The sequence below is a fragment of the Pseudomonas sp. B21-021 genome (assembly GCF_024749205.1).
Taxonomy (GTDB): Bacteria; Pseudomonadota; Gammaproteobacteria; order Pseudomonadales; family Pseudomonadaceae; genus Aquipseudomonas; species Aquipseudomonas paraglycinae.
In genome coordinates this window covers 3501133-3517200 of sequence record NZ_CP087192.1, presented here as the reverse complement: position 1 = coordinate 3517200, position 16068 = coordinate 3501133, and the positions used below count along the sequence as shown (strand labels likewise).

Here is a 16068-nt window from a genome sequence, read left to right as displayed (position 1 = left end):
TTATGCGTCAGTCCCCCTTATGTGAATCCTTGATCACCAAATCCGGGAGGGCTCGAGCGGATTGATCACAACAGTGCTCGGCCACTTCAGGTATTGATCTTGTCTAATCCTGACATCGGTGCCTGTGCCGCTGAATGGACGGAACTTGAAGAATTTTAATTGTGCGCCGCTCATATTCGCACTGAGCTGGGGCGCTGCCCCAGCGCGGATGTGGCCCGGTAACCCGGTTGGGCGCCTTAATCAGGGGGATGAGCGCGATATGCGGGTGAGGGCTGTGTGTTAATCGAGCCGCCATGCGCGCCACCCTTTTCACGACCGTATACCAATCTAATCAACCATCTCCTACAAGGTTTTTCAACGGATAAATGTAGTCCGATGGACATCGTAATAATCAATCCAAGAAACATAAACTCAAATGCTATCGCTGCGGCGAATGACCTCTGTGTGCTCAGGTCGAATAAAGGCAGTGCGATGACGTGTATTAAGTAAAAGGCAAATGAGGCCTCGCCGAGCAATACAGCTTTTTTTGTAGATAGAAACATGCTGAGCATGCTTTGTTGGCTTTCGGCAATTGAAAGTATGAGCAGGGCAAAAAGCCAGGCATATGACGCGTCCCAACTGAAGGATGATAAATAGTTCAGTTTTGATGCCATGAGTAAAATAATGGCAGCGGCTATCGCGTAACTTGCGTAACCCCACTGTTTTGAATTTGTGCGATTCTCTTCTCGCCTTAAATAGTAAGCGGCGGTCAAGATTCCGAGTGTGAAATCAAATATCCTTGGCAGAGGGAAATTGTAAAGCATCCGATGCGCAGAATTGGGGTCGCCGAGAGTCAAAGAGTCATGCGGTGGTGTCCCGAAGTATACGGCTAAAGACAGTTGCGCAATTATGACGATCAGCGCAGCTGCAAACATATTGAAGCCCGGTCGTAGAATTCCAAGAGATGAAAATGCTGGAATTAGTAACGGGAAGCATAAATATAAAAAAAACTCGACACTAACACTCCATGCAGGACTGTTAAGTCCTGCGATTATGGATGTGTCTGAATGCCAGGCTTGTGCCGCAAAAATATATATGGCGATGGGGGTGTTGGCGTCTTTTTGCAGCCACACAAAAGCCATGCTCAATATATAAAGGGGGTAAACGCGGCTGAATCTAGCCCACAAATATTTGGGTGTGCTGCGCAGTGGATTTGTCTCGAATTGTTCAATATAGTTGTAAGCGATGATGAAGCCAGAAAGGACAAAGAAAAATGTGACCCCTGAATATCCAGATGCCATAATCCGCTCAGGCACTTCGCCAAGACCGGAAATAGGATAGTGAGAGAAGAATACCATCAGCGCTGCCACAAACCGAAGTCCGGTTAGCGCTGGGATCGCTCCCGTCCTATTTGAAAATTTTGGCATCATGCCGCTCCTCAATTTCACATAACTCTAAAGCAATAGCACCCAGCGAAGTGAAGGATGCGATCGAATTTCGTGGTTCACTAAAATCTCTGGTTTCCATCCTGGGTTTCACTGTACAAGTCTATTGTTGAGTTTCTTTCTACCGAGGCTGATCTGCCGACTTTAAGAGAGTTCGTGTTGTATTTCTTTTGTGTGTTTTTTCGTAAAAAAAGATTTTAGTGATTTTTGTGCAGGTTTTTCTATCGCAAGGTGCAGACCTATTGACATAACAATTACTACTGCCAGGAAAAATCCGTGCTGCATCAGCGTATACGCAAACGACTCGTTTGGTTGTGATGGGTACATACCCCTCATCAGAGTATGTATCAAATAGAGTGCGAAGGAAGCTTCTCCAAGCAGTATGGCGGCTCTGGTTGACAAGGCCCTGGATATAAAGGATTGCCGTGCCTGGGAGACGCCGATAATCAGCAAGGTAAAGGGGATAACATAGATAACGTCCCAGCTGAATACCGATCTGTAGTTCTCTTTCCATAGCATCATGGCAAATACAGCCATTAACGAAATATAAGTAAGTCTGCTCCATGTCACGTCTGATTGACGCGAGTTCTGCATGAATTGCTTGTAATAAATAGCGGCGGATATACCAATGCAGAAATCGAACAATCTTGTTGCGGGTGTGCGGTATAGCCACCGGTGGGCGGAGTCAGGGTCGAACGGTGATAAGTCCGCTTTGCCTGAAAGCCAAAAATACATAGCCAAAGCTAGCTGGCAGCTGAACATTAGTGTTGCAAAGCCAATTAATCGATTTTTCGATTTTGTGATGCCGAGATAGTGCATTACTGGCAGCACGAGAGGGAACATCAGGTATAAGAATGCTTCAACACTAATGCTCCATCCAGGCCCGTTGAAACCCATGGCCAATAACGTGTCTCCGCTCCATGCTTGAACCGCCAGCAGGTGTGGCCATAATGGAATTGTTTCGGATGAGTTCGCCCAGGCGTAAAGAGTGCAAAACGCATACAAGGGGTAAATTCGGTAAAACCTGGCAGCATAAAATGAAGATATTGATGCTCCGCTTCGTTTCTCAAATTTATCCAGGTAGTTATACGTGATTATAAAACCTGAAAGGATGAAAAAGAACGTAACTCCTGAGTAGCCGGCAACTTGAAATCTTTTCAGAATTTCGCCGGATCCAATAATTGGATAGTGCGAAAAAAAAACCATTAACGCAGCAAAGAAACGAATGCCGGTAAGTGCTGGAATGCTCCCAGCCTTGTCCATTGAGTCTCGCATGGAGCCTTCCTCTAAATTTGCGCGCGATTGTACAGCATCAGCGTAGTCATTCGTAAGTTGGTAGAAATCCCGTCGTTCAGCGAGATTTTTTCCCGGAGAAAAGTATGACTATCGGCGAAAGTGATCGGGGAGTTCGCGCGCGAACGCTGTAGGGGAGGCCCAATTTTGGTTTTCGGTACCACGAATAATCAAAGGCTTGCATGATATATCTCATGCAAGCCTTTTTTGTTTTCAGACAAACGCCTGCCCGTTGAATCCCCTAGGCAAACGCTGAAGTCCGGCCATCGCGGTCAACCGCTCGATCCACTCGGAACGCCAGTCGGACGCCGTGTGCGCATCCTTTGAATGGCGAGCCGCGCGCCGCGCCGCATTGCGCTGGTCTTTGCGCGCATCCTTGTATGCGTCGGTATTGCGGCAGCTGCGGCACTTCACACGATTGAGTTCGCTGCTGGAGGAGAGGTTGTTGCCCTTGTGCCCGCAGGCCAGGTGCCCGTCGACTTTGAAATGAATGACCATAAGACGTCTCCTTGGTGACGTGTAAAGGTATTGACCTCTCACGACCAAGGACGTTCTTTTTTCGCGCACCGTGAATCGATGGCTTACCTGAAGCGTGGCAGTGGCCGGTCGATCGGTTTGAGCGATGACAGGGTGCTGCGAATCAGCGGGGTATCCTTTTCGATATCGTTCAGCCGGTCGCGGATGCGCAGGGCGGTGGGGTGCCCGCCTTGATGGTCGACCCAGTCGGCGATCTCTTTGCAGGCCGCGGCCAGACGTGCTTCGCGGGCATCGAGCAAGGTGAGGAGAGTGGTGATGGACTCTCTTTCGGACATGGAACACCTCCGTTCATTAATCCGCTCGGTGGCAGCAAAAAGCCCGCGAAGGGCGAGCTTTCTGCCGTTGGGGCGCTGCTCCTTCAGCTGGTTTGAGTATAGACCCGTAAATGACAGCTATCAGCCCGACGACTCGGGCGCGGTCACTCGCGAGCTGGCGGCGTTGAGCCGATGACATTCCTTGCGGGCGTCTTCTTCCCGATCGTAGCCGTCGCCGATGAAGCCGCCGGTTCGCGTGTCGCAGATGCGATACCAGCCCAGGGCTTCGGCGGGCTCATGGAGAGTCTCTCCGGCGCGCCGGCCGTGGATGACGATCTTGTTGCAGCGCTTCACGACGAATATGTCTTCCATGGCGTCACCGCGGCTGATTCGTACCAGATCAACTATAGAAGCCCTGAGCAATCGTGCAAAAAATAGCCAAGTCAGTTCGTCGGGTGCAGTTGCCAGCCCAATGGGTGCCAGCGCAAGTGGTGAGTCGGATTCAACGCCTCAAGGAAGTTCTGATCGTGGGAAACGGCGACGATTGCGCCCGGAAATGTCTGTAATGACCGCTCGAACGCTTCCACCGATGGCAGATCCAGATGATTGGTCGGTTCATCCAGCAGCAACAGCTGCGCAGGATCCACTCGCCACAAGGCCAGCGCCAGTGCGGCTTTCAGGCGCTCGCCACCGCTCAACGAAGCGCAAGGGGCCGTGGCGCGGCTCGCATCCAGCTGCAAGTGAGCGAGATAGCTGCGCAGGGTGCCCTCGGTCAGCGCCGCCCCTTGCATCATCAGCTGTTCGGTGATGGAACGCTGATCGTCCAGTTGCGCCAGTTGCTGATCCAGGAATGCGAAGGGCACGTGAGTCGTGGCGGCTCCAGCGACGGGTGCCAGTTCCCCGGCGAGAACTTTCAACAGGGTTGATTTGCCGCAGGCGTTGGGTCCGCTGACAGCGATGCGCATCGGGCCGTGGATCGTAAGGCTCAGTGCGCCGTTTGACAGCCAGGGCAGCTGAGCGTCGATCAGCGTGCAGATCTGGCGGTTGTTCGGCACCGCGCTCCCGGGCAGGTTGATCAGCACGCTGCCTTCGGGCTGCACCTTGGCGTAAGCCTCGCGCACCTGGGCATCCAGTTCGGACTTGCGGGCCTGATGACCCTGACGGACATGCCCCATGATCTCTCGCGCGGCGCCCTTGATCGCCACGTATTCGAAACTGGCAATGTTGGCGGTTTCGGCGTTGCGTCGCGAGTTGGCAGCGTGCCGCTGTATTGTGTCGTGCTCGCGTCGTAAGCGAATCCGCTCGCGCTGGCGTTCGCTTCTGGCGTGGTCGAGACGTGCCTGCGCCGCCGCTTGATGGATTCGTTGATGCTCGCGGAATGCCGAGTAATTGCCACCGAATTCGATAGCCCCCGATGCGCTCAACTCGACGATCCGCTGCATCCGGTCGAGTAGTTGTCGATCATGGCTGACGACGATCAGGCCGGTGTGCCAGCGTTCCAGCGAGTTCATCAGCCATTGCCGTCCCGATGCATCCAGATGGTTGGTCGGCTCATCGAGAACCAGCAACGGAGCCTGACTCAAAAACGCACCAATCAGGGCGATGCGCGCTTGCTGGCCGCCACTGAGGTTCCCGGTGTGATCGGTGAAGGCAACTTCGGCCAGGCCGGCGTCATCGAGCAGGCGACGCAGACGGTCCGCCAGATCCCATTGTTCGCCAATGAGATCGAAATCCTCGACTGATCCGCAGCCCCGGTTCATTCGCTCCAGCGCCTGAAAAATCGCGGCGCTGCCGGTGGTCTCGGCGACCGTCTCGCCGGATGCTGCGACAAAGGTTTGCGCCACGTAGGTTGCTGCCACGGCACGCGTCACGCTGCCGCTGGTGGGTTGCCAATGTCCGGCGATCAGGCGCGCCAGTACGCTTTTGCCCACGCCATTGCGCCCGACGATGGCGGTCGGGGTGTGATCGAATTTCAGATTGAGTGCAGTGAAAATCGTCTCGCCATTGGCGAACTGAAAACCCAGTTGATTTAGGGAGACGAGAGCAGGCGTACGCGAGACGTGAGTCATCGGCACCTCCAAAAAATGTCGTGAACAGTGACAAGCGCCATGTACGGCGTGTCGCGATTACATTTTTGAAGGCTTAGTTGTTCACTTCTGCGGTCATCCCGGGGAGGTAGGAGGGCGTAGCCTAGTCGAGACGGCCGAAGGCTTCAAGGCGTGCCTGCCTGCTCGACCATCCGCTCAAGGAACAGCGCCAACGCGACTTCTTCCTTGCGCAGGCCTTTGCGGATGCGCGGTTTTGGCAACTCGGCCAAGGCGCCGAGCATGAAATGCTCGACCACCGCCGGGTGGATGTAGCACTTGCGACAGACCGCCGGCGTGTTGCCCAGTTGTCGGGCGACACCTTTCACCATCTCCACCACATGCCGCTTGGCCTCGGTCTCGGATTCCCATTGCAGCTCTCGCAGAACCGCCAAAGCGAGGGCGCTCCCGGCCCAGGTCCGGTAATCCTTGGCGGTGAAGTCGGCGCCGGTCAGGGTTTGCAGGTAGGTGTTGACGTCGGAGGAACTGACCGTGTGCCGCTCGCCGTTTTCATCCAGATACTGAAACAGGTTCTGCCCCGGAATTTCCAGACAGCGCTTGATGATCCGCGCCAGGCGCCGGTCCTTCACCGTGATCTGATGTTCGATGCCGCTCTTGCCGCGAAACTGGAACAGGATCGCGCTGCCGTTGACCTCGACATGCCGGCTGCGCAGGGTGGTCAGGCCGTAGGAGCGGTTGTCCCGCGCGTATTGTGTGTTACCGACGCGGATCAGGGTGGCGTCGAGCAGCGTGATGACCGTCGCCATGACCTTGTCGCGGCTGAAGCCCGGCGATGCCAGCAGCGCCTCCAGCTGTTTGCGCAGTTTGGGCAGCGCCAGACCGAACTCGCGAAGACGCGAATACTTGTCCGCGTCACGCACTTCGCGCCAGCGAGCGTGATAGCGATATTGCTTGCGTCCACGGGCATCGCGGCCGGTGGCTTGCAGATGGCCGCGCGGGTCGGCGCAGATCCACACGTCGACGTAGGCTGGTGGAACGGCCAGTGCATTGATGCGTTTGATCTCGTCGGGATCGGTGATGCGCTGGCCTGCGGGATCGAAGTAGGCGAACTTTCCGCGCAGTTTTTTGCGGGTGATACCGGGCTGCGTGTCATCGACGTAATGCAGATCCGAAGGCAACACCTCGGTGAGCGCAGTATCGGGCATGGCGGACTTCCTTCGCGGCAAATCAGGCTGTTAAAGCCATTGACCGCGCGTCATGACGGTCGTGCCCGCAGATTTACGCCAGTACCGCAACAGCCTTGATCTGGGCCCACAACGACTGGCCCGGATGCACGCCAAGCTGATCCCGTGAATAGCGAGTGATGCGCGCCAGCAACGGTGTCCCGCCGGCATCGAGGCGAATGAGCACGTGCGCGGCGTTATCGGCCGGCTGTTCGCTGACGACCGTGACCGGCAGGCGATTGAGGATGCTGCTGAACTCGCTGTTTTGCAGGGTCAGGCTGATGTCGCGCGCATGCACCTTGCAGCGCAGTCTCTGGCCCGTCGTCATCGGCTCGTGAGTCACGCGAATGCTCAATGACGAGTCCGGCAGTTGCAGGGTGAGCAATTGATAGTCGGCATCGTAGCCGCTGACCTGACCTTCGATGATCACCCCGGCGTCGTTGTCCATGGCCAGGGGCAGGTCGAGCCGTGCCAGGGTTTCGCCAATCGGACCGCTGGCCAGCGCTTTGCCGCCGCTAAGCAGCACTAGATGATCGGCGAGCCTGGCCACTTCGTCCTGCGCGTGGCTGACATACAGCACCGGGATTTCCAGTTCGTCGTGCAGGCGTTGCAGGTAGGGCAGGATTTCGCTTTTGCGCTGACTGTCGAGGGCCGCCAGAGGCTCGTCCATCAGCAGCAATTTGGGGCTGGTCAACAGCGCGCGAGCGATGCCGACACGCTGGCGCTCACCGCCGGACAAGTGCTGAGGGTGACGATCGAGCAAGTGGCCGATGCCTAGCAGTTCTGTGGCTTGGGTCATGTCGACCCGGCGCTGCGCCTTGGGAATTCGCTTGAGGCCGAATTGCAGATTGGCCAACACCGACAGGTGCGGAAACAGGCTGGCTTCTTGAAAGACATAGCCGAGCGCGCGTTTGTGCGGCGGCACGAAAATACCTTGTTCGCTGTCCTGCCAGACCTCGTCATTGATGCGGATAAACGCCTGCGGCGCGCGTTCAAGCCCGGCGATGCAGCGCAGGCACGTGGTCTTGCCCGATCCGGACTGACCGAACAGCGCGGTCACGCCGCGACCGGGCATCTGCAGATCGACATCGAGGCTGAAGCCCGACCAGGCCAGTTTCAGACGTGCATCAATCATCGATCAGCTCCAGCCCGCGCGGGTCTTGCGGCTGGAATACAGCGCCAGCAACACCAGAAACGAAAACACCAGCATCGCCCCGGCGAGCCAGTGCGCCTGCGCGTACTCCATGGCTTCGACGTGGTCGTAGATTTGTACGGAAACTACCCGGGTCTTGTCGGGAATATTCCCACCGATCATCAGCACCACACCGAATTCGCCGACGGTGTGGGCGAAGCCGAGGATTGCCGCAGTGATGAAGCCGGGACGGGCCAGGGGCAGAATCACGCTGAAAAAAGTGTCCCAAGGATTGGCGCGTAATGTCGCGGCCACTTCCAGTGGGCGAGTGCCGATCGCGGAGAAGGCGTTTTGCAACGGCTGCACCACGAACGGCATGGAATAGAGCACCGAGCCGATCACAAGGCCGGTGAAGCTGAAGGTCAAGGTGCCAAGCCCCAGCCATTGGGTGAAATGACCAATGAAGCCATTGGGGCCAAGGGCCAGCAGCAGATAGAAACCGATGACCGTCGGTGGCAGCACCAACGGCAGGGCAACAATCGCGCCGATGGGGCCGCGCAACCAGGAGCGGCTGCGCGACAACCACAGGGCAATCGGAGTGCCGACGACCAGCAGGATCGCGGTGGTCAGGGACGCCAGTTTCAGGGTCAGCCAGATCGCCGCAAAATCGGCACTCGTGAGCGACATTTACAGCTGGTAACCGTAGGACTTGATGACCGCAGCGGCTTTCGGGCCTTTGAGGTAATCAACCAGCGCTTTGGCAGCGGCGTTGTCCTTGCCCTTGTTGAGGATCACCGCGTCTTGCTTGATCGGGTCGTGCATGCTCGCCGGAACGATCCACGCCGAGCCGCTGCTGACCTTGCCGTCCTTGTAGATCTGCGACAGGGCGACGAAGCCCAGCTCGGCGTTGCCGGTGGACACGAACTGATAGGCCTGGGTGATGTTCTGGCCTTCGACGATCTTGGTCTTGGTGGCTTCAGTCAGTTTCAGTTTTTCCAGCACCTGAGTGGCGGCCAGACCATAAGGGGCGGCTTTCGGGTTGGCGATGGACAGATGCTGGTACTCGTTTTTCTTCAGAACGTCGCCTTTGGCATCGACGTAACCTTCCTTGGCCGACCACAGCGCCAGGGTGCCGATGGCGTAGGTGAAGCGCGAACCTTTGACGGTGTCGCCTTCTTTCTCGAGTTTTTCAGGGGTGGTGTCATCGGCCGAGAGGAACACCTCGAACGGCGCGCCGTTTTTGATCTGGGTGTAGAACTGGCCGGTAGCGCCGTATGCAGCGACCAGTTTGTGCCCGGTGTCTTTTTCGAAATCGGCGGCAATCGCCTGGATTGGCGCGGTGAAGTTGGCCGCGACCGCGACTTGCACTTCGTCAGCCTGCGCGGCGCCGATGGCGAATACCGCGAGCAGGGCAGGGGCAAAACGTGAGGCACGATTGATCATGTAACGGCTCCGTGGGTGGCAAGTGCAGTGGGCAGTTGTTATTGGAAGGAAGACTGCGCCGATGCGAGGGGGCGAAACGCTATATAGCGAAATATATAGCGAAATGCCGCCAAACGGGAAGCACTGCTTTGAAACGGGTGAGGGCGCCACGCTCCTCACCCGTTCGGGGTCATCATCGCGTCAGTTTTGCCAGTGCGCCTACCGCCAGTTGCCGGGTCAGTTCAGCGGTGCCGAGGTCTTTGCCGAGCGTGAACGCCTGGCCGGCCCAGAGGTTGCTGAACTCCGCCTCACCCTTCGCGCGCAACGGCATCAAGGCACCGCCCGCCAGCGGAAAGGCAGGGGCCTTGTCCGACATCGGACCCAGCTCGCGCATCACCCGATTGAGAATCCCCCGTGCGGGGCGCCCGGTAAACAGATTGGTCACCGCCGTCTCGCTTTCCTTGGCGGTGCGCAAGGCTTTGTGGTGCGACGCACTGACCTTTGCTTCCGGGGTAAACAGATACGCCGTGCCGACCTGAACCGCCGAAGCGCCGAGCAGGAACGCTGCCGCCACGCCGCGCGCATCGGCAATCGCACCGGCAGCGATCACCGGCACACTCACCGCGTCGACCACTTGCGGCACCAGGGCAAACGTACCGACCTGACTGCTCAGGTCATCGCTGAGAAACATCCCACGATGGCCGCCGGCCTCGTAACCCATGGCGATGATCGCGTCGCAACCGTTCTGCTCCAGCCAGATCGCTTCGTCGACGGTGGTCGCCGACGAGATGATTTTCGCGCCGGTGGCCTTGACCCGATCCAGCAAGGATTTTTCCGGCAGGCCGAAGTGGAAGCTCACCACTTCAGGGCGAAACTCTTCCAGCACCTCGCAGGCGGCCGCATCGAAGGGCGCGCGGTTGGACACCGGCGTCGGCGCATCGAAATCGACACCCAGCTCGCGATAGTAGGGTTCCAGCAGGTTTTTCCAGTCGCGGGCCTTTTGCTCATCGGCGGCCGGAGGCTGATGGCAGAAGAAGTTGACGTTGAACGGCTTGTTCGTGCCCTGGCGAATGGTTTTCAGCTCTTCGCGCAGCTGCTCGATGGTCAGCATCGCGGCCGGCATCGAACCGAGGCCACCGGCGTTGCACGCTGCGATGACCATGGATGAATTGGTGGCACCGGCCATGGGGCCCTGGATGATCGGCAGTTCGATGCCGAACAGGTCAAGAATGCGGGTATCAGGCCATTGGCTCATGGAATAGCTTCTCCGACGACAAAACAGGGCAGTGACTGTAGCAGCCGGTTTTTTAACGCAAAGCCACCCCCGTGACCAGCACAGATTTGTAGCTTGAACAGCCGGCGCCGGCTCGGCGTCCGGGCCCGATTGGCTAAAGGTCGAGTGGGGCAAAATGTTGCAGTGTGCTATTCCAATCCCTCGACATCCTGAATTCCACCCGTGAGAGGCAGTCATGTTCAAAGGCATTTTGATCGACAAAGACGACAGCGGTTATCGCGCCAACCTGCAGGAGATCAACGACGAGCAGTTGCCGGAAGGCGATTTGACGGTACGCGTCGCGTACAGCACGCTGAACTTCAAGGACGGCCTGGCGATCACCGGCAGCAGCCCGGTGGTGCGCAAGTTTCCGATGGTGCCGGGGATCGATCTGGCGGGCACCGTCGAAGTCAGCTCGCACCCGGATTACAAGGTTGGCGATGCGGTTCTGCTCAACGGCTGGGACGTCGGTGAAAACCACTGGGGCGGTCTGGCGCAAAAAGCGCGATTGAACGGTGACTGGCTGATTCCGCTGCCCAAGGCATTCACCGCTGCACAAGCCATGGCCATCGGCACGGCGGGTTATACGGCGATGCTGTGCGTCATGGCACTGGAGCGCAACGGCGTGACACCACAACAGGGCGAAGTGCTGGTGACCGGTGCCAACGGTGGCGTCGGCAGTTTTGCCATCGCATTGCTGAGCAAGCTGGGCTACCGCGTGGTCGCTTCGACCGGTCGGGTGTCGGAACACGAATACCTGAAACAACTGGGTGCCGGCGAAATCATTGATCGCGCCACTCTGTCGGAACCCGGAAAACCGCTGGCCAAAGAGCGCTGGGCGGGCGTCATCGATTCGGTCGGCAGCCACACGCTCGCCAATGCCTGCGCCAGCACCCGGGCCGAAGGCACCGTGGCCGCGTGCGGCCTGGCTCAGGGCATGGACTTTCCGGCGTCTGTGGCGCCGTTCATTTTGCGTGGCGTGACACTGGCCGGGATCAACAGCGTGACTCAGCCCAAGGCGCGCCGCATCGAGGCCTGGGATCGTCTGGCGAAGGATCTGGATTTCGCGCTGTTGCCGCTGATCAGCCACGAAATCGGCCTCGGCGAAGCCCTCGAAGCGGCCCCGAAGCTGCTCGCCGGTCAGTTGCGCGGGCGGGTTGTGGTCGACGTCAATCGCTGACACATTAGCGCCATCGCGGCCCGCCCGGGCCGCACTTCGAGCTAATGGAGTGGCGTTTTCGATGGACTTACAACAGCAATACGTCGATGCATTCACGGTTTCCGGCCTGCGCGTACGCACCACCAACGCAGCCGAACACAATCCTGAAACCGCGCAGATCGGTCCGATGTGGGGGCAGTTTTTTGCCAAGGGGCTGGCCGAGGTGATTTCCGGCAAACTGACCGAGTCGTCAGTGTATGGCGTGTATTCGGCTTACGAGTCGGATGCCTCCGGGGCATTCGATGTCATCGCCGGGGTGGCGGTGACCGAACCGTCAGCAGACTTCGAGACGATCCGGATCGAAAGCGGCAATTATCTGATGTTCGAAGGGCGCGGCCCGTTGCCGGGAGCGGTCATCGAGACCTGGGGTCGAATCTGGCAGCACTTTGAAGCCAATCCGCAGATCGAGCGTCGATTCGCCACCGATTTCGAGGCCTATACCGGCCCCGAATCGGTGGCGATTTACATCGGCCTGCGTTAAGCCGGCGTTTCGCGCAGCAACAGCTCACGCTTGCGCTCCACGCCCCAGCGGTAGCCGCTGAGATTGCCGTCGCTGCGCACCACACGGTGGCACGGAATGGCTACCGCGAGGCTGTTGGCGCCGCAAGCCTGGGCCACTGCGCGCACGGCTTTTGGCGAGCCGATACGCAAGGCGATATCCGCATAGCTGGCGGTGCTGCCGACCGGTATTTCGCCCAGCGCCTGCCACACCCGTTCCTGAAACGCCGTGCCGCGCACATCCAGCGGCAAATCCAGCCCGATGGCAGGCGCTTCGATGAAGCCAACGACGCGGGCGATCAGTTGTTCGAACTCGGCATCGGCGCCGATCAGGTTGGCCCGGCGAAACTGGTCCTGCAGGTCGCACACCAATTGGTGCGGATCGTCCCCCAGCAGAATCGCGCAGATCCCGCGCTCGCTCTGTGCCACCAGAATGGCGCCGAGCGAGCACTGGCCGACGGCGAAGCGAATGTCGTTGTTCTGGCCGGCGGCCCGGAAGTCGCCGGGTTTCATGCCTAGTACCTGATCGGCCGCCTCGTAGAAACGGCTGTTGGAATTGAAGCCAGCGTCATACAACGCCTCGGTCACCGAGCCGCCGTCGGCCAGACGCTGACGAACCCGGCGCGAACGATGCGCGGCGGCGTAGCCTTTGGGCGTCAGGCCCGTTGCGGCTTTGAACACACGATGAAAATGGAAGGCGCTCAGGCCGGCGGTTTCGGCGAGATCGTTGAGCGCCGGCAGGTTTTCCGACGCCTCGATCTGTCGGCAGGCTGCGGCAACGGTGGCGGCGTGCTGTGCAGCGACTTCGGTCTGATCCTTGCTCGCCCGTTTGCTGGGGCGATAGCCCGCGGCCTCGGCGTCCTCGGCGGTGTCGAAGAACTCGACGTTCTGCGGTTTCGGCAAGCGCGCCAGGCTGCTGGGGCGGCAATAGATGCCGGTGGTTTTCACGGCATAGACAAACTGGCCGTCCGCCCGAGGGTCGCGTGCGACGACAGCGGCCCAGCGTGGATCGTCTTCAGTGTTCAGCGAGGTGGAAAGCGTTTTCATGATGGAGAGTCCGTTGACCTGTTGAATTTCAGGTTAACCAGTGCCACCGGCCGGAACACTCCGACCCTTGCGGTCAAACTTTGCAGGATTATCCAGCGGTGCGAAACGTCAGGTTGAAGCGCTGTTCGCCAAGGCGCGGGTGCCGGCCAGGCTTGATCGGCAGGATGCCGTGATAGCGCAGTCGGTCGACGCCGCCCCAGATCACCATGTCGCCGTGCAGCAGCGAAATCTTCTGGCTCCTGTCGCCGCGAGCGAAACCGCCGAACAGAAATGTTGCGGGCAAGCCCAATGACAGAGAAACGATCGGCGCTTCGTAGGCGTTTTCGTCTTTGTCCTGATGCAACGACATCTTCGCGCCTGGGACATAACGATTGATCAGGCAGGAATCCGGTACGAAGTCGGCAAATCCGGCGCGATTCGCTGCGGTCTGGGCCAGCTCGCGAAACACCTCGGGCATGGCTGGCCAGGGTTGGTGGCTCACGGGATCTTCGGATGAATAGCGGTAGCCGCTTCGATCGGTGATCCAGCCCAGTGCGCCGCAACTGCTGGTGGCCACCGACATGCTGAAGCCCCCGGGTGTCATCATGTGGCGCAGCGGGGCGCAGGCGATGATCGATTCCAGGGCCGGCAACAACTGCTCGATTTGCGACAGGGCAAAGCCGCGTAGCACCCAGGATTGCTCGCCGATCTGTTCGGCGCGCCGGGGCTGCTCGGATTCTGTGTCGGCGAACAGATCGAAGGTGGTTTGCATGATCGTCAGGTCGCGTCGTGGAAGATGATGCCCAGAGTATGCCGTTTTCCGCTGTGCAGCCGGCTGACACCGTGGCGCATGGTCACCCGATAGTCGCCGCGCACGCCTTTGACCGGGCGCTGGTTGACGGCAAAGATCAGCGCGTCGCCTTTTCTCAGGTCCATCACCAGCGGACGGGACTGCATTCTCGGACGTTGTTCGGTCATGACGAACTCACCGCCGGTGAAGTCTTCGCCAGGTTCTGACAGAAGAATCGCCACCTGCAACGGAAATACATGTTCGCCGTACAGGTCCTGATGCAAACAGTTGTAGTCCTGCGGACCGTATTGCAGCAAGAGCGGGGTAGGCCGCAGTTGACCGGCGGCGTGGCAGCGCGCGAGAAACTCGCTGTGTTGCTCTGGAAAGCGCGCTGGCAGGCCCATTCGTTCATGCCAGCGGTTGGCCAGAGGCACGAGTCGCGGGTAAAGCGCGCTGCGCAGGCGTTCCACCACGGATGGAAGCGGATAGCGCAGGTATTTGTATTCACCGCGCCCGAAACCGTGGCGGGTCATGATGACCTGGGATCGAAACGGTTCACTTTGTGGGTAAAGCGCACTCAACCGATCACAGGTGTCCGGGCGCAGCAGCGTGCGGATGACGGCGCAACCGTCCTGATCCAGTTGCTGCTCCAGAGCAATCCAGTCGAGCGCATCGAGCGGGGAGGCGGGTGAGGGTGACATGCTGATTCCTTGGCTTACATTCAGGTATCAGTCTGGGCCGTCCACCCGGTCGCAACACTCCGCCGCTTGCGGTCGAATTTCGCCCGGGTCTTACAGGGCCTTGCTGACGCTGATGTCGCTGATCACATCATCGCTCTGGCCATGCAGGGCATCCAGTGCGGCCTTGGCTTCTTCCGGCGTGCCGTTTTCCAGCTGGGCGAACTCGAAGCGGCGTTCACCGTTGAGTTTGTACTTGATCACGTATTTGGTCGTTTGGGCCACGTTGATGCTTACCTGTCTGCGTTGGCGGAACTGCTCAGCTGAGTTTGGAGCTGGAGCGGCGAATGATCTTGATCGAGTGCGTCAGGGTCGGCTTGCGGGTCACGCTGATCGCGCGGCGGTTGACGGTGTCGATGGTGATGTTCCAGAAACCGGTGCTCGGCGCGGTAATGCGGGCCGGGAATGTGTCGAAAGCACCGCCGTGATAGGTGTGACGGCCGCCATTCTTGAAGCTGCGGAAGTTGGCGTCGTTCATCAAGCGGATGTTGCAGGTTTGCGAGCATTGAATGACGACGATGTCGTCTTCGTTGAGGTGCTCGCGCTGGTGAATGAATTTCATGGGCGCCTCCAGAAGGGCTTTTTCTACAAAATCAAAACGATAGCATTGTCGATTGGCGCAGTTTATCAGCCCGGACAGGTTATTATCCGGCTGTCAGGCACCGCTTTGACAATTAAAAACAGATATTCACGATTCTATGTGAGTTAAATGCAGCAGGCCTCGGAGAAAAACGGCATTCGTGCTGTCGGAGGGTCTTTATCGGAGGTTTTGTATGAAGTGGGGTGTGGTGATTCTGCCGTTGGCATTGGCTATGGGTGGTTGCGCAAGCGTTTCGGAAATCAATGAAACGTTGCCGACCATGAACGTCATTTCCGGCAAGAAACCCCATGAATATGCTGAGTGCCTGGCCGAAAAGCTGTCCAGCAGCCGGGGTGCCCTGCAGGTAGAGCGGAGCAAGGACGAAGTCCGGGTCATCGTTCCGGGCAAGCTGGGATCGGGTCCGGCCGCGGTGTTTGACATCGAGGATCGCTCCGGTGGCAGCAGCATCAAGCTGCACGAGCGGATGTCCAATGTGCCGCTGCGTCCATGGGATGTGCGCAAAGCCGCCACGGCCTGTATTTCCGGCTGATAGACTGTCAGCAGTCAGCATTGATGCCGTCACAGCGTTGCTGTGGCGGCATTGTCATTTCTGGA

The 16068-nt window shown here is 58.5% G+C and carries 19 protein-coding genes; 3 read left to right on the top strand and 16 right to left on the bottom strand.

The window, feature by feature from the left end:
* Positions 1–236 precede the first annotated feature (236 nt).
* The 11 genes from LOY31_RS15640 to LOY31_RS15590 form a co-directional block, all read right to left on the bottom strand.
* Complete coding sequence (locus tag LOY31_RS15640) at positions 237–1409, bottom strand: acyltransferase (RefSeq protein ID WP_085603325.1); 1173 nt, start codon at positions 1407–1409, stop codon at positions 237–239.
* A gap of 159 nt (positions 1410–1568) precedes the next feature.
* Positions 1569–2699, bottom strand: coding sequence for an acyltransferase (locus LOY31_RS15635; protein ID WP_170929348.1), 1131 nt, complete (start codon positions 2697–2699; stop codon positions 1569–1571).
* A 231-nt stretch (positions 2700–2930) separates the two neighbouring features.
* Positions 2931–3215, bottom strand: coding sequence for a hypothetical protein (locus tag LOY31_RS15630; protein WP_221535025.1), 285 nt, complete (start codon positions 3213–3215; stop codon positions 2931–2933).
* Positions 3216–3298: 83 nt separating this feature from the next.
* Positions 3299–3529 carry a hypothetical protein gene (locus tag LOY31_RS15625; RefSeq protein WP_007958902.1) on the bottom strand — a complete coding sequence of 77 codons (231 nt, stop codon included), beginning with the start codon at positions 3527–3529 and terminating at the stop codon, positions 3299–3301.
* A gap of 120 nt (positions 3530–3649) precedes the next feature.
* Positions 3650–3880, bottom strand: a complete 231-nt coding sequence (locus LOY31_RS15620; protein ID WP_007958903.1) for a hypothetical protein — start codon at positions 3878–3880, stop codon at positions 3650–3652.
* A gap of 71 nt (positions 3881–3951) precedes the next feature.
* On the bottom strand, positions 3952–5577 hold the full coding sequence (locus tag LOY31_RS15615) for an ABC-F family ATP-binding cassette domain-containing protein (protein ID WP_258711809.1): 1626 nt from the start codon (positions 5575–5577) through the stop codon (positions 3952–3954).
* 143 nt (positions 5578–5720) lie between these two features.
* Complete coding sequence (locus tag LOY31_RS15610; protein WP_085745527.1) at positions 5721–6758, bottom strand: DNA topoisomerase IB; 1038 nt, start codon at positions 6756–6758, stop codon at positions 5721–5723.
* A 73-nt stretch (positions 6759–6831) separates the two neighbouring features.
* On the bottom strand, positions 6832–7911 hold the full coding sequence (gene modC, locus LOY31_RS15605; RefSeq protein ID WP_258711808.1) for a molybdenum ABC transporter ATP-binding protein: 1080 nt from the start codon (positions 7909–7911) through the stop codon (positions 6832–6834).
* 3 nt (positions 7912–7914) lie between these two features.
* A complete protein-coding gene (gene modB, locus LOY31_RS15600) occupies positions 7915–8595 on the bottom strand; it encodes a molybdate ABC transporter permease subunit (RefSeq protein WP_007958914.1) in 681 nt (226 codons plus the stop codon).
* Entirely contained in the window at positions 8596–9351 is a 756-nt protein-coding gene (modA, locus tag LOY31_RS15595) for a molybdate ABC transporter substrate-binding protein (RefSeq protein WP_221535021.1), read from the bottom strand.
* Between the two features lie 172 nt (positions 9352–9523).
* Positions 9524–10585 carry a nitronate monooxygenase family protein gene (locus LOY31_RS15590; RefSeq protein ID WP_258711807.1) on the bottom strand — a complete coding sequence of 354 codons (1062 nt, stop codon included), beginning with the start codon at positions 10583–10585 and terminating at the stop codon, positions 9524–9526.
* Between the two features lie 214 nt (positions 10586–10799).
* On the opposite strand from LOY31_RS15590, the gene LOY31_RS15585 reads away from it, so the two are divergent.
* Together LOY31_RS15585 and LOY31_RS15580 are read left to right on the top strand one after the other, a co-directional pair.
* The gene (locus tag LOY31_RS15585) at positions 10800–11783 is read left to right on the top strand and encodes an MDR family oxidoreductase (protein ID WP_258711806.1); all 984 of its coding nucleotides are present in this window, start codon (positions 10800–10802) and stop codon (positions 11781–11783) included.
* A gap of 61 nt (positions 11784–11844) precedes the next feature.
* Positions 11845–12303 carry a GyrI-like domain-containing protein gene (locus LOY31_RS15580; RefSeq protein WP_258711805.1) on the top strand — a complete coding sequence of 153 codons (459 nt, stop codon included), beginning with the start codon at positions 11845–11847 and terminating at the stop codon, positions 12301–12303.
* Here the strand turns inward: LOY31_RS15580 and ada are convergent.
* The 5 genes from ada to LOY31_RS15555 all read right to left on the bottom strand — a co-directional run bounded on the left by ada (position 12300) and on the right by LOY31_RS15555 (position 15435).
* Entirely contained in the window at positions 12300–13367 is a 1068-nt protein-coding gene (ada, locus tag LOY31_RS15575; RefSeq protein ID WP_085603346.1) for a bifunctional DNA-binding transcriptional regulator/O6-methylguanine-DNA methyltransferase Ada, read from the bottom strand. The genes LOY31_RS15580 and ada overlap by 4 nt on opposite strands.
* Before the next feature lie 88 nt (positions 13368–13455).
* Positions 13456–14118, bottom strand: a complete 663-nt coding sequence (gene alkB / locus LOY31_RS15570) for a DNA oxidative demethylase AlkB (protein ID WP_408980451.1) — start codon at positions 14116–14118, stop codon at positions 13456–13458.
* Between the two features lie 5 nt (positions 14119–14123).
* Entirely contained in the window at positions 14124–14837 is a 714-nt protein-coding gene (locus LOY31_RS15565; protein WP_258711804.1) for a 2OG-Fe(II) oxygenase, read from the bottom strand.
* A gap of 90 nt (positions 14838–14927) precedes the next feature.
* Positions 14928–15098: a hypothetical protein gene (locus LOY31_RS15560; RefSeq protein ID WP_007958927.1), complete on the bottom strand. Its 171-nt coding sequence runs from the start codon at positions 15096–15098 to the stop codon at positions 14928–14930.
* A 34-nt stretch (positions 15099–15132) separates the two neighbouring features.
* Positions 15133–15435, bottom strand: a complete 303-nt coding sequence (locus tag LOY31_RS15555; protein ID WP_007958929.1) for a DUF1883 domain-containing protein — start codon at positions 15433–15435, stop codon at positions 15133–15135.
* Between the two features lie 211 nt (positions 15436–15646).
* On the opposite strand from LOY31_RS15555, the gene LOY31_RS15550 reads away from it, so the two are divergent.
* A complete protein-coding gene (locus LOY31_RS15550; RefSeq protein ID WP_007958931.1) occupies positions 15647–16003 on the top strand; it encodes a hypothetical protein in 357 nt (118 codons plus the stop codon).
* Positions 16004–16068 lie beyond the last annotated feature (65 nt).

Bases quoted from the DNA above. Each gene is read 5' to 3' on its own strand.
- LOY31_RS15640 (WP_085603325.1), bottom strand. From the start codon at position 1,409: ATGATGCCAAAATTTTCAAATAGGACGGGAGCGATCCCAGCGCTAACC.
- LOY31_RS15635 (WP_170929348.1), bottom strand. From the start codon at position 2,699: ATGCGAGACTCAATGGACAAGGCTGGGAGCATTCCAGCACTTACCGGC.
- LOY31_RS15630 (WP_221535025.1), bottom strand. From the start codon at position 3,215: ATGGTCATTCATTTCAAAGTCGACGGGCACCTGGCCTGCGGGCACAAG.
- LOY31_RS15625 (WP_007958902.1), bottom strand. From the start codon at position 3,529: ATGTCCGAAAGAGAGTCCATCACCACTCTCCTCACCTTGCTCGATGCC.
- LOY31_RS15620 (WP_007958903.1), bottom strand. From the start codon at position 3,880: ATGGAAGACATATTCGTCGTGAAGCGCTGCAACAAGATCGTCATCCAC.
- LOY31_RS15615 (WP_258711809.1), bottom strand. From the start codon at position 5,577: ATGACTCACGTCTCGCGTACGCCTGCTCTCGTCTCCCTAAATCAACTG.
- LOY31_RS15610 (WP_085745527.1), bottom strand. From the start codon at position 6,758: ATGCCCGATACTGCGCTCACCGAGGTGTTGCCTTCGGATCTGCATTAC.
- modC (WP_258711808.1), bottom strand. From the start codon at position 7,911: ATGATTGATGCACGTCTGAAACTGGCCTGGTCGGGCTTCAGCCTCGAT.
- modB (WP_007958914.1), bottom strand. From the start codon at position 8,595: ATGTCGCTCACGAGTGCCGATTTTGCGGCGATCTGGCTGACCCTGAAA.
- modA (WP_221535021.1), bottom strand. From the start codon at position 9,351: ATGATCAATCGTGCCTCACGTTTTGCCCCTGCCCTGCTCGCGGTATTC.
- LOY31_RS15590 (WP_258711807.1), bottom strand. From the start codon at position 10,585: ATGAGCCAATGGCCTGATACCCGCATTCTTGACCTGTTCGGCATCGAA.
- LOY31_RS15585 (WP_258711806.1), top strand. From the start codon at position 10,800: ATGTTCAAAGGCATTTTGATCGACAAAGACGACAGCGGTTATCGCGCC.
- LOY31_RS15580 (WP_258711805.1), top strand. From the start codon at position 11,845: ATGGACTTACAACAGCAATACGTCGATGCATTCACGGTTTCCGGCCTG.
- ada (WP_085603346.1), bottom strand. From the start codon at position 13,367: ATGAAAACGCTTTCCACCTCGCTGAACACTGAAGACGATCCACGCTGG.
- alkB (WP_408980451.1), bottom strand. From the start codon at position 14,118: ATGCAAACCACCTTCGATCTGTTCGCCGACACAGAATCCGAGCAGCCC.
- LOY31_RS15565 (WP_258711804.1), bottom strand. From the start codon at position 14,837: ATGTCACCCTCACCCGCCTCCCCGCTCGATGCGCTCGACTGGATTGCT.
- LOY31_RS15555 (WP_007958929.1), bottom strand. From the start codon at position 15,435: ATGAAATTCATTCACCAGCGCGAGCACCTCAACGAAGACGACATCGTC.
- LOY31_RS15550 (WP_007958931.1), top strand. From the start codon at position 15,647: ATGAAGTGGGGTGTGGTGATTCTGCCGTTGGCATTGGCTATGGGTGGT.